The organism is Corynebacterium sp. LK31, from assembly GCF_014335015.1.
In the GTDB taxonomy this organism is placed as follows: domain Bacteria; phylum Actinomycetota; class Actinomycetes; order Mycobacteriales; family Mycobacteriaceae; genus Corynebacterium; species Corynebacterium jeikeium_D.
Window position 1 is genome coordinate 509,328 of record NZ_PDGW01000011.1, and the last position, 16,176, is coordinate 525,503.

13 protein-coding genes are annotated in these 16,176 nt (G+C 59.5%); 12 read left to right on the forward strand and 1 reads right to left on the reverse strand.

Going from position 1 to position 16,176, the window contains the following annotated elements:
• Window positions 1-7: 7 nt before the first annotated feature.
• Window positions 8-1,321 (forward strand): anaerobic C4-dicarboxylate transporter, encoded by a 1,314-nt coding sequence (locus CRD18_RS04555; RefSeq protein ID WP_070429706.1) that lies wholly within the window; start codon window positions 8-10, stop codon window positions 1,319-1,321.
• A 179-nt stretch (window positions 1,322-1,500) separates the two neighbouring features.
• Here the strand turns inward: CRD18_RS04555 and CRD18_RS04560 are convergent, their stop codons facing one another.
• Window positions 1,501-2,388: a RecB family exonuclease gene (locus CRD18_RS04560; protein WP_070567070.1), complete on the reverse strand. Its 888-nt coding sequence runs from the start codon at window positions 2,386-2,388 to the stop codon at window positions 1,501-1,503.
• Window positions 2,389-2,513: 125 nt separating this feature from the next.
• Between CRD18_RS04560 and CRD18_RS04565 the strand changes: the two genes are divergently transcribed.
• From CRD18_RS04565 to CRD18_RS04615, 11 genes are all read left to right on the forward strand, one after another.
• A complete protein-coding gene (locus CRD18_RS04565) occupies window positions 2,514-3,356 on the forward strand; it encodes a tRNA (adenine-N1)-methyltransferase (RefSeq protein WP_048734095.1) in 843 nt (280 codons plus the stop codon).
• 109 nt (window positions 3,357-3,465) lie between these two features.
• The gene (gene arc / locus CRD18_RS04570) at window positions 3,466-5,043 is read left to right on the forward strand and encodes a proteasome ATPase (protein ID WP_242458672.1); all 1,578 of its coding nucleotides are present in this window, start codon (window positions 3,466-3,468) and stop codon (window positions 5,041-5,043) included.
• Window positions 5,036-6,613 (forward strand): depupylase/deamidase Dop, encoded by a 1,578-nt coding sequence (dop, locus tag CRD18_RS04575; RefSeq protein ID WP_070827721.1) that lies wholly within the window; start codon window positions 5,036-5,038, stop codon window positions 6,611-6,613. The genes arc and dop overlap by 8 nt, the downstream gene beginning before the upstream one ends.
• A 61-nt stretch (window positions 6,614-6,674) precedes the next feature.
• Window positions 6,675-6,869 (forward strand): ubiquitin-like protein Pup, encoded by a 195-nt coding sequence (locus CRD18_RS04580; RefSeq protein WP_005510795.1) that lies wholly within the window; start codon window positions 6,675-6,677, stop codon window positions 6,867-6,869.
• Window positions 6,870-6,938: 69 nt separating this feature from the next.
• A complete protein-coding gene (pafA, locus tag CRD18_RS04585; RefSeq protein ID WP_049189969.1) occupies window positions 6,939-8,399 on the forward strand; it encodes a Pup--protein ligase in 1,461 nt (486 codons plus the stop codon).
• 43 nt (window positions 8,400-8,442) lie between these two features.
• On the forward strand, window positions 8,443-9,471 hold the full coding sequence (locus CRD18_RS04590; protein WP_049189894.1) for a YafY family protein: 1,029 nt from the start codon (window positions 8,443-8,445) through the stop codon (window positions 9,469-9,471).
• Window positions 9,471-10,502, forward strand: a complete 1,032-nt coding sequence (locus CRD18_RS04595; protein ID WP_049170545.1) for a YafY family protein — start codon at window positions 9,471-9,473, stop codon at window positions 10,500-10,502. Before CRD18_RS04590 ends, CRD18_RS04595 begins: the two co-directional genes overlap by 1 nt.
• A gap of 74 nt (window positions 10,503-10,576) precedes the next feature.
• The gene (tatA, locus tag CRD18_RS04600; protein WP_049170543.1) at window positions 10,577-10,888 is read left to right on the forward strand and encodes a Sec-independent protein translocase subunit TatA; all 312 of its coding nucleotides are present in this window, start codon (window positions 10,577-10,579) and stop codon (window positions 10,886-10,888) included.
• Between the two features lie 18 nt (window positions 10,889-10,906).
• Window positions 10,907-12,133: a twin-arginine translocase subunit TatC gene (gene tatC, locus CRD18_RS04605; protein WP_065421641.1), complete on the forward strand. Its 1,227-nt coding sequence runs from the start codon at window positions 10,907-10,909 to the stop codon at window positions 12,131-12,133.
• A gap of 24 nt (window positions 12,134-12,157) precedes the next feature.
• Window positions 12,158-14,944, forward strand: coding sequence for an RNA helicase (locus CRD18_RS04610; protein WP_088611547.1), 2,787 nt, complete (start codon window positions 12,158-12,160; stop codon window positions 14,942-14,944).
• An 89-nt stretch (window positions 14,945-15,033) separates the two neighbouring features.
• The gene (locus tag CRD18_RS04615) at window positions 15,034-16,149 is read left to right on the forward strand and encodes a Xaa-Pro peptidase family protein (RefSeq protein ID WP_187406526.1); all 1,116 of its coding nucleotides are present in this window, start codon (window positions 15,034-15,036) and stop codon (window positions 16,147-16,149) included.
• Window positions 16,150-16,176 lie beyond the last annotated feature (27 nt).

Genomic DNA, 16,176 nt, shown 5'->3' on the forward strand with positions numbered 1-16,176 from the left:
GATACACATGTTAGTTGCCGTCCAAATCTCTATCGTTCTAGCAGCGATCCTCCTTGGCGCGCGTCTTGGTTCAATTGCTATCGGGTTCGCCGGTGGGCTGGGCGTTTTGGCGCTGGGCATCACCGGGGTTCCGGTCACCAAAGACGACATTCCGTTCGATGTCATCGGCATCATTATGTCGGTAATCGCGGCAATTGCCGCTATGCAGAAGGCCGGAGGCATGGACTATCTCGTCCACATTGCCGAACGGTTGCTGCGCAAGAATCCGCGACACATCACCTACTGGGCCCCGGTTGTCACCTACCTGATGACACTGCTCGCCGGCACCGGCCACACCGCATTTTCCACCCTCCCAGTTATCGCCGAAGTATCCAAGGAGGGAGGCGTTCGCCCGTCCCGTCCGCTGTCCGTGGCGGTCATCGCATCTCAGTTGGCGATTACGGCATCACCCATCTCAGCGGCTGTGGTGCTCATGGCTTCGCTCATGGAACCCCGCGGCGTTGGTTATCTCACACTCCTGGCGATTGTCATTCCTTCGACGTTCCTCGCCATCCTTCCGACCGCCTTTGTCACGAATCACCTAGGCAAAGAGCTTGACGACGATCCGGAGTATCAAAGCCGCTTGGAAAAGGGGTTAGTCTCCAAGCCACGTGGCCAGATGAGCGAATACGTGCCAACCAAGTCGGCCAAGTGGTCCGTGGCGGTTTTCCTACTCTCGATTCTCGCGGTGATGGTCTATGCGACCATCAGCACTGAACAGGTCGGCCTCATCGCTGATCCCACGCTCCCACGAAACGAGGCAATCATGTCAATCATGTTGACCGCCGCCACCGTTATCGTGCTGGCCTGCAAGTTGGACGCGGCAACCATTTTGAACACACCGGTGTTCAAATCGGGCATGTCCGCCAGCGTCTGCGTTCTCGGTGTGGCGTGGCTGGGAACCACAATTATCAACCACTACATCGACGACATTAAGGCCGCGTCCGGCAGCCTACTGACCACAATGCCGTGGATGCTGGCAATCGTGCTATTCTTTGCGGCCGCATTGCTGTACTCGCAGGCGGCCACGGCAAAGGCCATCATGCCCGCTGCACTCGCGGTGGGAGTTTCTCCCATCACTGCGATTGCTTCCTTCGCAGCGACTTCCGCGCTATTCGTACTGCCTACTTACCCGACGCTCCTTGCCGCGGTGGAGATGGACGACACTGGCACAACCCGAATTGGCAAATACGTGTTTAACCACTCGTTCATCATCCCAGGAACCTTATGTATTGCCCTGTCCGTCGCGTTCGGATTCGCCTTCGGCAGCGCACTGCTGTAGTGGGGGACTACCTAAAACACCGCATAGAGAAACTGACTAGGTTTATGACAAAATCGAAGCTGTGAATTCCATTCACCTGTCATAAACCTAGTCAGTAACTTTTACTGGCACCGTTACCGCCGACGGCGGCACCCCGCGAAAGCTAACATCGCCGCGAGAGCCACCGCCATCCGCAGCTTTTACTCAGCGCCACCATCGCCGACAGCACCCGGCCAACCGGGGTACTCCGGGGTGACCCCGCCATAGGCAGGGCACAGCTCCTGGAAAGAACACCATCCGCAGAGTTTGGACTTCTTCGGCACAAAGTCACCGTTTTCACCGTCGCGCACGATCGCCGACCACAAGTCGGCAATCTCCGCTTGGAAGGCCTCTAATTCCGCCGAGGTGGGGCTGAGCACCAGGTCATCGGCAACCTTCAGGTACATCAACCGCAGCTGTTCCGGGATACGACCGGTGAGTCGCCACCACACCAGCGCGTAAAACCGCATCTGGAAGAGCGCCTCATCCTGGAAGCGAGGAGAGGGCTTCTTGCCCGTCTTGTAGTCGACAATCCGGACCTCACCGGTCGGGGCAATATCGACGCGGTCGATAAAACCACGAAGTGGCACCGACAACGGCACAGTCTGATCTGCATCCGGATCGATAACCAGCTGAACGAACTTTTCCATCTCGGCAGCATCGAAGCCCATGGGGTTTTCCATCATGAAATATCCCTTGAGCAGGCCGCGGCATTCGACCAGGAAGTCGTAGTAATCATCCTCCGGAACTAGCTCAATCAGTTCCTCGTCCTTTGCACGCATGTCCTCCCAGGTCGGCTTCAGACGCTTCACCGCCGCTGGGTAAGTGCGTTCTTCACGGGGCCAGGCATGCATCTGTTCGAGCACAGCATGCACCAACGTGCCCTTGACCTGCGCGACAGTCGATGGCTCCGGAATCTTGTCAATCGCACGGAACCGGTACTTCAGCGGGCACTGGCGGTAGTCATTAGCTCTCGACGGCGACAGCGCCAACTTAGAGCGGCGGGAAGGCTGAACTGCTGACTTAGAACTTTGGGCATTGTCGGGCATACTAGCCAGGTTAGAGTACCGCCCGGATTTGGCTGCACCCGACATGACCCGACCCAACCAAACCGAACCAGACCCAACCCGACATGACCCGACCCAACCAAACCCCAAAAGGAGCCCACACACCTATGGCATTGAGCGGACCATTCCAAGTCGGCGACCGAGTCCAGCTGACTGACTCGAAGAATCGCCACTTCACCGTCATCCTCGAGGAGGGTGGCAAGTTCTTCACTCACCGCGGCACCATCCTCCACGACGACCTCATCGGCGCCAAGGAAGGCACCACCGTCACCTCCGGCGAAGGCACCGTCTACCTGGCGATGCGTCACTTGCTGGTCGATTACGTCCTGTCCATGCCGCGCGGTGCTGCGGTGATTTACCCGAAGGATGCTGCACAGATCATCGTCGAGGGCGACATCTTCCCAGGTGCGCGCGTGTTGGAGGCCGGCGCTGGCTCCGGCGCGCTCAGCCTCAACCTGCTCCGCGCCATCGGCGCTGACGGGCAGCTTATTTCCTACGAGGTCCGCGAGGATCACATCGAGCACGCCGAACGCAACGTTGTCGACTTCATGGGTCACAAGCCCGACAACTGGGACTTGCGCCTGGGCGATCTCAACGAGGCCTCCATCGAGTCGCTCGGCGGCCCGGTCGACCGAGTCATTCTGGACATGCTCGCTCCGTGGGAATGCCTGGATACCGTCTCGAAGGTGCTTCAGCCTGGCGGCGTGCTCATGGTCTATGTCGCCACTGTTCCGCAGCTAATGAAAGTCATGGAGGGCATCCGCGCGCAGAAGTGCTTCACCGAACCACGCGCCTGGGAATCCCTGGTCCGCGACTGGAATGTTCAGGATCTCTCCGTCCGCCCGGCGCACCGTATGCAGGCGCATACCGCATTCCTGGTGTGGGCACGCAGGCTTGCCGACGGCACGGTGCCTCCGCGCCCACAGCGACGAAATCAAAAGAAGCTCTAGACCCGCCGCTTCGCGCTGGGAGGTGTAGCCGTCGTAAAGCGTGATGCGACACACGGTCTAAATCGACCAAGCAACAACGGCATCTGGCCCTATGGGTAATCTGGGATACATGACAACGCCGTCTGACAAAATCCGTGATCTTGAGCAGAAGAACTACAACCTCGGCATTCGTAATAATCGCCTGGTTGAGCTGTTGCGGGACTCCCGTAACAAGCTAGAGCTACTGCGCCAAGACATGGAGGACATGCTGGAGCCGCCTAGCACGTACGGTATTTTCCTTAAGCCGGGGCCGGAGAAAGGCACCGCAGAGGTTTTTACCGGAAATCGACGGATGCGCCTGCGGGTGCAGCCGGAGATTAATGAGCGGGCGCTTCGGCCGGGTGCGCAGGTGCGTCTGAATGAGGGCTCGATAATCGTGGAGGACTGCGGTTATCCGGAAAGCGGCGACATCGCCAATGTTCGTGAGGTGCTGCCGGATCGGGAGCGCATTTTGGCCTCGGATACTCACGGTGAGGAATTCGTGGTGTCTCTGGCGGGGGATTTGTCGCCGAAGCCGGGGGACTCGGTGATGATTGACCGCAAGTCGGGCTATGCGTTTGAGGTCATTCCGAAGTCCGAGGTGGAAAACCTGGTGCTGGAAGAGGTACCGGATGTCACCTACACGGATATCGGTGGTTTGGACAGTCAGATTGAGCAGATTCACGATGCCGTGGAGATGCCGTTCCTGCAGCCAGAACTGTTTGAACAGTACAACCTGCGTCCGCCGAAGGGTGTGCTGCTCTACGGCCCTCCCGGCAATGGTAAGACGCTGATTGCCAAGGCTGTGGCTAATTCGTTGGCACGCAAGATTGCGCTATCCCGAGGCAAGAGCGAGGCGGAGGCGCAGCGGGCGCAATCGTACTTCTTGAATGTCAAGGGCCCGGAGCTGCTGAACAAGTTCGTGGGTGAGACCGAGCGTCAGATTCGCCTGATTTTTGACCGCGCTCGCGACATTGCCGAGGATGGCAAGCCGGTAATTGTCTTCTTCGATGAGATGGACTCGATTTTCCGCACTCGTGGTTCGGGCATCTCCTCTGATATGGAAAACACAGTGGTCCCGCAGCTGCTCAGTGAACTTGACGGTGTGGAGGGGCTGGAAAACGTCATCGTGATTGGTGCCACCAACCGCGAGGAGATGATTGACCCGGCAATTCTGCGCCCAGGACGCTTGGATGTGAAAATCCGCATTGAGCGCCCGAATGAGGCTGCGGCGAAGGATATCTTCCGCAAGTACTTGACTCCAGAGCTGCCGTATAAAGCAGCCGAGGTGGAGACACGCGGCGGGGTGGAGCAGAATGTCGCCCACCTCATTGACCACGTTGTTGAGCGGATGTACGCCAAGACGAAAGAAAATGAGTACGTGCGGATCCGCTATGCAGATGGCACCAGCGAGGTTATGTACTACCGCGATTTCAACTCCGGCGCGATGATTTCCAACATCGTCGACCGTGCGAAGAAGTCCGCCATCAAGTCGGTTATCGCTGGCGGCGAGGCTGGTATTAGCTTGGATCACCTGCTGTCCGCAGTGGCGGAGGAGTTCGCGCAGAACGAGGACCTGCCGAACACCTCGAACCCAGATGAGTGGGCTCGCATCTCCGGTCGTCCAGCGGCGCGCGTTGCCTCGGTCGAGGTGATTCGCCATGGCTAAATCCGCCGCCAGTTCTGCACAGTCGAACCGCTTCTTCGGCACGGAGATTGAGTACGGCATTTCCAGCCCGGACAACCCGGATGTCAGCCCAATTCTCACCTCCACGCAGGCCGTGCTCGCTTTCGCGCATGAGCAGGAGGAGGGCATGTCGGGGCGCATCCGCTGGGATTACGCACCAGAGTCGCCACTGCGCGACAGCCGTGGTTTCGACCTGCGCCGTTACCACCAGCCACCGATTGTTGACCCGAATGCCGTCGGCGCTGCAAACCTGCTGGTGCAAAATGGTGCCCGTTTCTACGTCGATCACGCGCACCCGGAGTACTCCTCACCGGAGACGGCAACCGCCCGCGAGGCGGTTATCGCTGACCGCGCAGGTGACAAGATTATGCTGCGCGCAGCTCAGCTTGCCGCAGAAGCCACCGATGCCGAGGGCAACCCCGGCCCGGTACTCAAGCTCTACCGCAACAATGTCGATGGCAAGGGTGCCTCGTATGGCGCCCACGAGAACTACCTTTTCTCCCGAGAAACCGAGTTCGATGACATCGTCGCCGGTCTGACGCCGTTTTTCGTCACCCGCCAGGTGTTCACGGGCGCTGGTCGCGTGGGTCTGGGGCAGACGGGGCAGGAGTCGGGTTTCCAGATTTCGCAGCGCGCGGACTACATCGAGACTGAGGTCTCGCTGGAGACCACTTTGAACCGCGGCATCATCAACACCCGCGATGAACCACACGCAGACTCCGATCGCTTCCGCCGCCTGCACGTCATCATCGGTGATGCCAACATGAGCGAGGTCGCCACCTTCCTCAAGCTGGGCACCACAGGTTTGGTCATCGACGCCATCGAGGACGGCGTGCGTTTCGACGACCTGCAGCTCCGCAACCCCGTCGAGGCCGTCCATAAGGTCTCCCGAGACTTGACTTGCACCGAGAAGCTGCAGCTGGCAGACCATGTCACGTGGATGTCCGCAGTGGAAATGCAGTACGAGTACCTGCGTCGCGTGGAGAGCTACGACCAGCAGGGCGACGTCGTCAAGCTCTGGCGTGAAGTGCTCGACGTGCTTTCCGACGACCTCCGCAAGGCAGCCCATCTGCTGGATTGGGTGGCGAAATACAACCTCATGGAGGGCCTGCGTACCCGCCTGGGCGCGGGCTGGGACCACCCGAAGTTGGCGTTGATTGATATTCAGTACTCGGATATTGACCCTGCTCGTGGGCTGTACCATGCGCTGGTGCGCCGCGGTTCGATGCGCACACTCGTGACCGAGGAAGAAGTCGACCGAGCGGTTGAATACGCACCGGAGTCTACGCGTGCGTATGTACGCGGTGGCATTCTGCGCCGCTTTGGCAAGGATGTCGTCGCGGGCAGTTGGACCAGCTTGGTGGTGGACACCGCGGGGGTGTATCGGAGCACTCGTGACGTGGAGTCGCCTGGAATTACGCTGGCCTACATTACGCTGGATGAAGTTGACCGTTTCACTGCCGCAGAATGCGGTGACGTGTTGGAGTCTGCGGAGACAGTGGCCAAGGTGGTTGAGCATCTGCGTACTCTCGGGGCTATCCGCGAACAATAGGCACACATAGTGCAGTAATAGAGCAGTAATACTCAAAAGTTCATTTTTAAGGAGCAATATCATGGCTGGTAACACTCAGGTTTTCGGCGGCGGTTCCGGCGGAGGCGACGAGGAAGAGTTCGGCGAGGTCGCTGGCGGCGGTCAGGCTCAGGAGCACGTTGCAGCTGCTGACGACCTGCTGGATGAAATTGATGGTCTGCTGGAGAACAACGCCGAGGAGTTCGTGCGTTCGTATGTCCAGAAGGGTGGCCAGTAAAAAGTGACTGACCAGCAGGTAGGGCAGCAGGAGCCGGAAGCAACGCCGACACCGGTACCGGCACAGGCGTTGACCCGACGCATCACCGGTATTGAGACCGAGTTCGGCATCACTCTGACGCTGGATGGCTCGCGCCGTCTGGGACCGGATGAGATTGCCCGCTACATGTTCCGCCCGGTGATCGCTAAGTACGGGGCAACCAACATTTTCACCCCCAATGCTGGTCGTATGTACCTCGATGTCGGAAGCCACCCGGAGTACGCTACCGCTGAGTGCGATTCGGTCTCGCAGCTGGTAGCGTACGACCGCTCGGGCGAGGTCATCTTGAATGAACTCGCTGAAAAGGCTGAAGCAGAGCTTGCCGACGAGGGCATCGGTGGCAAGGTCTACCTGCTGAAGAACAACGTTGATACCGTCGGTAACTCCTACGGTTGTCACGAAAACTACCTGGTTGGACGTGAACTGGGACTGAAGTCCCTGTCCAAGCTGCTGCTACCTTTCTTGGTTACGCGACAGCTCATCTGTGGCGCGGGGAAGATTTTCCTGCCGTACCCAACCTCGCCGTATCACAACGATCCGATTCAGTACTGCTTCTCGCAGCGCGCGGATCATGTGTGGGAGGGCGTCTCCAGTGCAACGACGCGCTCCCGGCCGATTATTAACACTCGCGATGAGCCACACGCGGACTCCAACCGATTCCGCCGCTTGCACGTCATCGTGGGCGACTCCAACATGAGTGAGACGACGACTGCGCTCAAAATTGGCTCCACTCAGCTGGTACTGGAGATGATTGAAGCCGGCGTGAAGTTGCCGGACTTCGAAGTCGCCAACGAAATCAAGTCCATCCGTGCGGTGAGCCGCGATATGACCGGCAAGGCCGAGATTCCACTGCGAAGTGGCGAAACTGCCACCGCACTGCAGATTCAACGCGAGTTCCTGGACGCTGCGACGGAGTGGCTGAAGGTCCGCGAAGAAAACATGGTCAACGAGGACAAGGGCATTGCCGGTGCCGGCACGTCCAACGAAGAAATGAGCCGCATTGTCGAGCTGTGGGGTCGCGCGCTCGATGCCGTGGAAACCGGTGACTGGTCTCTCATTGAGCACGACATTGACTGGGCCATTAAGTACTCGCTCATGAAGCGCTACCTGGACCGCGGTCTAACGCTGGAGGACCCCAAGCTTCATCAAATCGACTTGGCCTACCACGACATCCGTCCCGGCCGAGGCATCTTCCGCGCGCTGGAAGCCCGTGGTATTGCCTCGCGGTGGATTACCGATGAGCAGGTCGCTGAGGCGGTCCGCATCGCACCGCCAACTACTCGTGCGAAGCTGCGCGGTGATTTCCTCGTTGCAGCCGAAGACTCCAGTTTGAAGACCGTAGTGGACTGGACACACCTGAAAATCTCCGGCGACGATCCCATCTCCACTATGCTCGGCGACCCCTTTGCCACGGAAAACGATGAGGTCAATGAGATGATCGAGATTCTGACGGCCGCGAAGAAGACCTCGGATACGGATTCGAATAACTAGTTCCGTCCCCGGAAACTGCCCCAGGAAAAGGAGCCCCACAGTCGTGTCTGTCTCACCGGTATCGGAAAACCCCGGATCCGCTGCGATCAGTGAGAACCAACGTCAGGTTCAGCTGCTGTTGGCGCTTGCCGACGACACCGGGTGGGTCAGCGAGTCGTGGATCTCCAAACATGTCGAGGGTTACTCCCGTGTTTCCGAGGATTCCCGGGCTCGTTATTTACGTGCGGACACCGCGGCACTCCTGGCAGCCGGGGTCCCGGTGGAGGTTTCGTCGTCAAGCGCGGGCGATAAGGTCAAACGTCTGCGCCTGAACAGACTACGGTGGCCCCAGCACGACCCCGAGTTCACTGAAGCGGAGGCTTCGGTGGTTTTCCAGGCGGCGAATGCGGCGTTTGGTTCGGAGGAGCTGAGCTCGACGGCTGTGGCGGCGTGGCGGAAGCTCGCATCGTTTGCGCAGCGCAGCGCCATTGCGAAGCCGGATGAGTCGGTGGTGGTGGCCGATGCGGTGGATATGAGTCGAGTGGATTTCAGCACACTGCTGACCGCGATGACCTCGCCGCGCCGGACAGTGGAGATGTGGTACTCCCGCCAGTACGGCGTGGATGATGAACTGCGCATGCTGGAGCCGTGGGGTCTGATTAACCTGCGCGGGCGCTTTTATGTGTTGGGCTTTGATCCGCAGCGTGAGGCCGCGCGTATGTTCCGGCTCAGCCGTATCCGCGATGTGTCGGATACAGGGACGTCGGCGACCCAGCCAATGCCCGATGGTGACTTGCAACAGATTGCGGAAAACATGTTGCACCGCGGTGGCAAGACCTATCAGGCGGTTGTTCGTATCGCTCCGAATACCTGCGCTGATGTGGTGATGAAAGCGACCGCGTTGGGGGATGGGCGCTACGAGCTGCCAGCGGCACCTGTGAGTGAGATTGTGTCCACAGGTTTGAGTTACGCACCGGATTTGATTGTGGAATCACCTGAAGAGGCACGGTCGGAGATTATTGCTCGGTTGGAGCAGGTACTCGCTCGCCATGGCGGTTCGAATGGTGCGAAGAACGCTTTGGAGGGCAACTAATGACAGTGCATGCAGCCCGGGAACTGGACGCAGGTGTCAGTGTCGACGAGTTGTTGGCGGTCGTACCGTACTTTTCGCAGCACCGTTCAATGACAGAGGCCGCTACCGAACTGGCCATACCTTTTGCCCGAATTCGGGCAATCGTGGAACAGATTGCAGATATTGACCAGCCGGGACTCCTCGGAGTGCGGGCTTTTGAAGTTGATTACCGCAACAGCTTTGATGTCCGTATTCGCCCTCAGGCAACGGTGCTCAGCCAGCCACGTGCGCTCACAGCCGAAGAAACCGCGACCTTGCTGCTCATCCTGGAAACCATCGAGGACTCCGCAGCCACCACTTCCTCCGAGGCCGCGCAGACGGCCGCGACAAAACTACGCAGTGCTCTGGGAATAAACGTCCCCATCATTGACTCGACCGCTGCGGAAAATGGCAAGGCCTTTTCCTTTTCTGAGCAGATTTATTCCGCGCTGCATCAGCGCAAGGTGTTGAAGGTGCGCTACCGGAATGCCTCAGGGCAGATTACAGTCCGTGAGCTTGACTGTGTCAACGTTTATACAGTTGAATCCACGACGTATCTCCGCGCTGTCGACCGTGCGCAGGAAGACCGTCGTCAGAAGAGCTTCCGCGTCGACCGCCTGGAGGCCGCCGAGGTCCTCGACACTCCCTCCGGTTTCCACCGCCCCGAGCCTGTCGATATCCGTGATCCCCACGCCTTTGGTGCGGAAACGGGAACGTCCGAATGGGCAAGTGTGCTTATCGACGCCGACGCCACCTGGATCGCAGACTATGAACCGGTCTTCTTTACTGAAGATGAGGGAGAAGAAGAGGATACCGAACTGGTCTCTGACCAAGGCTTAGGGCAGTCGGAATTTGTCGCTGACGTGCCGATGTCCGACTTGGCCGCAACAGTCTCCTTTGTGCTCCGCCGTTCACCGAGCGTAACGGTCGCTGAGCCCTTAAAATTGAAAAACGCCGTTGTTGCGCGAGCCCGCGAAGCTTTGGCAGAGTATGGTCGAAACGACAAGGCTTAAATCAAAGCTTAAATCGCGCACGATGTGGCAACTTGCCACTTGTATTTGTATTCATTTGAAAGGTCTCTAAGCGGATGCCGAACCTAGGTCCCTGGGAAATCATCATTATCCTGGTCGTTCTTGTCTTGCTCTTTGGTGCAAAGAAGTTGCCGGATGCCGCACGTTCGCTCGGCCGCTCCATGCGTATCTTCAAGTCCGAAGTCAAGGAAATGCGCAACGATGACGAGCACCAGGAGCAGGCTGCAATTCAGCAGGCTCCGCAGGCCCAGCCACAGCAGCCGTACCAGCCGCAGCAGCAGTACCAGCAGCAGGCACCGCAGGCTCAGCCGCAGCAGCCGTACCAGCCGCAGCCTGGCCAGAACAACCCTGGCCAGCCGCAGCAGTAGTAGAAGGCCGGTTGAAGCGTGACTTCAGCTACATCCACATCACGTCCTCGGAAGCGCCAGCGTAGGCGCAATCCCGAGGGCGTGATGACTATTGTCGAGCACATTCAAGAGCTCCGGCGTCGCCTCGTTCTCGCCCTCGCTGGTATTGCCGTCGGCACTGTTGTGGGCTTTATCTGGTATCAGACCGCCTTTACCATTGGTCAGTTCCGCATACCGTTTACCTCGGTCAATGTTGGCCCTGTGCACTTTAAGTCCCTGGGTGAGTTGCTCAAGGATCCGTACTGTCAGCTTCCACCCGAGATGCGTCTCGGCGGCGGTGAGGGCGCGGAGTGTCGTCTGCTGGCGACCAGTCCGTTTGAAATGTTCATGCTGCGACTGAAGGTCGGTGCGCTGGCCGGTCTGGTGATGTCGTCGCCATGGTGGCTCTACCAGATTTGGGCCTACATCACTCCCGGCTTGGTTCGGAAGGAACGCCGCACCACGCGCAGAGTTGTGACTGCCGCCGCGCTGCTGTTTGTCATGGGTTCCGTCCTGGCCTACTACGTTGTCGCCATCGGTCTGGAGTTCTTGCTCCAGATTGGTGAAGAGACGCAAATTTCTGCACTCACCGGTTCGCAATACTTCGGTTTCCTCTTGGCGCTCATCGTCTGCTTTGGCGTGAGCTTTGAGGTTCCGCTTTTCCTGGTCATGTTGAACATGGCCGGTGTCGTTACCTACGAGAGCATCAAGGACAAGCGCAGCATCATCATTATGTCGCTGTTCATCTTTGCGGCCTTCATGACTCCGGGGCAGGAACCAATATCCATGGTCGCAATGGCAACGGCACTGACGTTGCTGGTGGAAATCGCAATCCAGATTTGTCGTCTCCATGACCGTCGTAAAGCAAATGAGCGACCTGATTGGTTGGACGTCGATGACGAGCAAGGCTCCGGACCCATTACAGCGTCCGGCCCGATTGGCTCCGCCGGCGGTATCGGTGATGTGGGCGGCATTGACGCCCCGACTTCAGTAAGTGCGCCGACGTCGATTCAGCCGGGCGGCATGCCGACGGCATCAGCGGCCCCGACGACCTCTCCGGTCTCTGGCCCCACGCCAGTGAACGCGCCGACGCCGACGCGGGCATCCCAGATGCGTCCTACTCGCAATTCGCGTCCACCACGGCCACAGGGCATGATTCCGGAGACTCCGATGCCGACGCAGGACTTGCGAAATCGTCCGACGAGCGACTTTGATGATGTTCTCTAGCGCGGTTTATGACACTCTAGAGGCATGACTCTTCTCGGCGATTTCGTCAGCCAACAGGATTTCGATCTTGACGACTTTCAGCTCCGCGCCTGCCAATCAATTGAGGCAGGGCGGGGCGTTGTCGTCTGTGCACCCACCGGTGCGGGCAAGACCATTGTTGGCGAATTCGCTATTTATGCAGCTCTTGAGCGCGGTGGCAAGTGCTTTTACACCACACCTATCAAGGCGTTGAGCAACCAGAAGTACCACGACCTAATCGAGGACTACGGCGAGGACCGCGTAGGCCTGCTCACTGGCGACACTTCTATTAATGGCGACGCGGACATCGTGGTGATGACCACCGAGGTGCTGCGCAACATGATTTATGCGGACTCGCCGACGCTGAAGAGGCTCACGCATGTGGTGATGGACGAGATTCACTACCTCGCAGACCGCGAGCGCGGCGCTGTCTGGGAAGAGGTTATTTTGAACCTCGACCAGTCCGTGGCCGTCATCGGTTTGTCCGCGACGGTGTCCAACTCCGAGGAGTTCGGCCGCTGGCTGTCCACGGTGCGCGGGCACACGGACGTCATTGTCACGGATCTGCGCCCGGTTCCGCTGCATCAGCACATGCTGGTGGGAAACCGGCTCTATCCGCTTTTCGAGGCGAAGTCGGACAAGGTCAATCAGGACCTGTTGGAGGCGTGCCGTCGTGCCGAGTTCGGCTACGGCGACGCTGGGGCCAGGGAGCGCTACCAGTACAAAAAGCACAAGGGCGGTGGACGCTCGTATAGCTGGGGCGATAAGGGGCAGCGCAAGTTCCGCCCGCCGAAGCGCGGCGATGTTATCCGCATGCTCGGCTCCATGAACATGCTGCCCGCGATCGTTTTCATCTTCTCCCGCGCGGGCTGCGAAGGCGCGCTGGCGCAGGTCGGTGCTACGCGCGCAGAGCTCACTGACCGGGATGAGCAGGAGCGCATCGCCAAGATTATCGATGACGGTGTTGCACACATTCCGAAGGAAGATCTGCAGGTTCTCGGTTTCCTGCGCTGGCGCCGCATTCTCATCCGTGGTTTTGCGGCGCACCATGCGGGCATGCTGCCTGCGTTCCGGCACATTGTGGAAGAGCTCTTTAACGAAGGCCTGGTCAAGGTTGTCTTCGCCACCGAGACGCTTGCGCTGGGCATCAACATGCCTGCCCGCACGGTCGTGCTGGAGAAGCTGGTCAAGTTCAACGGCGAAGCACATGTGGATCTCACGCCGGGTCAGTACACGCAGATGACCGGTCGCGCTGGCCGCCGCGGTATCGACACTGTCGGCAATGCAGTGGTGCAGTGGGCCCCGGCAATGGATCCGAAGGCTGTCGCAGGGCTGGCATCTACGCGCACATACCCGCTGATTTCCACCTTCGCGCCGAGCTACAACATGAGCGTCAACCTCCTGCAGACGCTCGGTTACGACGGCTCGAAGCGCGTCATGGAGCGCTCATTCGCACAGTTCCAGGCGGATGGCGACATCGTCGGAGTCGCCGCCGAACTGTCCAAGGCAAAGCAAGAAGCCGCGGCCCTGCGTGCGGAACTGCTCGGCAGGGGAGCCGACGCGCACGCTGAAGGGGCGGAGGCTGAGGGGTCGTCGTCAAGCGAGGAAGGCAGTTCGCGTGACGACGAGCGCCTGACCCAGATGCTTGAATATCTGGATCTGCGCGCGAAGCTGACCCAGGAGGAGAAGAACGCCAAGCGCCGCAATATTGAAGACCGCCACACGGAAACAGTGACCGCGCTGCGCAGACTCCGTCGAGGCGAGGTTATTCCTCTGCCGAAGGGTAAGAAGGTGCAGCTGGCGGTCGTGTACCGAGAGGACCATTCGAAGTCGAATCCACGTCCCGGTGTCATCAGTGTCGGCGGGTTCGTGGGGCGTGTAGAGCCGCATATCTTCCCAGCGGCGCCGCAGACGGTCGGCGCGATTAAGCTGCCTCGGGATGCGGACCGGCATCCGCGACGTGCACTCGGAATTGTGCGCGCAGAGATTGGCCGCAAGGGGCTAAAGGGACCAAAGAGGCTGAAGCGTCGCACTGGTGGCAACTCGCCGGCGGTGAGGAAGTTGCGCCAGGAGCTGCGCGAGCATCCGCTACATGGCGATCCTGCGGTGGAGACGATGGCTCGTCACGCCGATACGCTGCGGCAGGCCGAGGCGCATGTGGCCAAGCTGCAAAAGCGCGTCGATTCCGCCTCGGATACATTGGCGCGCACATTCGACCGCATGCTGCAGTTGCTAACACAAATGGACTACGTGGAATGGCGGGAGGGCGCGGAGCCGACAATTACCGAGGAAGGCCTGCGGCTGGCGCAGATTCACAACGGCTCGGATTTGCTGGTGGCCACGTGTCTGCGCCGCGGTATTTGGGATGACCTGGACCCCGCGGAACTGGCCGGTGCGGTGTCGAGCTTGGTCTTTGAAAACCGCAAGGCCAGTCAAGGCAGTGACGAGGTGCCTACCGAGCCGCTGGCCAAGGCGCTGGGGAACACCTACCGCATCTGGGAGGAACTGTCGGAGGATGAGCGCCGTTACCGGCTGCCGGTAACGGACTTGCCGGATATGGCTTTTGCTACGGCAATTCATCAGTGGACTGCGGGTGCACCGCTGGGGTACTGCCTGCAAGCCGCCGCCGAGAGTGGCGCGGAGCTGACTCCAGGTGACTTTGTCCGCTGGTGCCGTCAGGTCATTGACCTGCTGCAGCAGATCAAGAAGACGGGCTACTCCACGGACATTCGCGACAAGTCCGCCGAGGCTATTCAGGCAATTCGCAGGGGCGTAGTGGCGCTGAACAATTAGTTGCCGGTTACGTTGGTCAGCCGAAGCCTCGTCGCCCCGAGGCCACTCAACCGGCGACGGGCACAGGCCGACGGGTACAGTTGGCAACTATGAGCAACGGTATCTTTAGCTTTGACATCTATCAGCAGCGTCTGGATCGCACTGCGGAGCTACTCCGCAGCCGCGATGCGGACGCTGCAGTCTTTGGAACCGGCGCTGACCTGCAGTATCTCATTGGTTCTGCGGTCACTTCGCATGAACGCCTGACCGCGCTGGTGGTCACTGCATCCGGCACCACCACGTTGGTACTGCCCGCCGTGGAGCGCGGGGATCTGCCGCTGTGTGCAATCGGTGATCTCAACGCCGATGTGGTGTTGTGGGAAGACGGAGAGAATCCGCACCGCATTGTCGCCGACTTGGTGGGCCACGTGGGCACCCTCGCAGTGGGAGCCTCTTTGACCGCTGACCACTTGATTCCTATCCAGGATCTCACCGGAGCCAAGACTGTGTTGGCCGGAGACCTTCTGAAGGAACTGTTCATGCGCAAGGACGCCGCTGAGATTGATCAGTTGCGCGAGGCCGGCGCCGCTATTGACCGCGTTCACGCTCGAGTGCCGGGCATGCTGCGCGCAGGTCGCACTGAGAGCGAGGTCGCCGACGAGATCTCGGCTGCCATCCTGGAGGAGGGGCACGTCGCCATTGACTTCGTCATTGTCGGCTCCGCTGAAAATGGCGCGAATCCGCACCACGATTTCTCCGACCGCGTCATCGAGGAAGGTGACGTGGTGGTCGTCGATATCGGAGGCACCTTGCCGCTTGGCTACCACTCCGATTGCACGCGCACCTATGTCGTCGGCAAGCCGGGGGAGAAGGAAGCTGCAGCGTGGGCGGCTCTGCGCAAGGCGCAGGAAGCTGCCGTGGCGGCGGTGCGCCCCGGTGTGACGGCTGCAGAGATCGATGCGATTGCGCGTAATAGCCTCACCGCTGCGGGCTACGGCGAGTACTTCATTCACCGCACTGGTCATGGCATTGGCCTGTCCACGCATGAAGAGCCGTTCATTATGGCTGGCAATGAGCTCAAGCTCGAGCCTGGCATGGCGTTTTCGGTGGAGCCGGGTGTGTACCTGCCGGGTGAGTTCGGTATGCGGCTGGAAGACATCATCGTTGTCACCGAAGACGGCGGAGAATCGGTCAATAATGGTCCGCACGATTTAATTACCGTCTAATCGAGGTTTAGAGGAAAGGTATTTTCT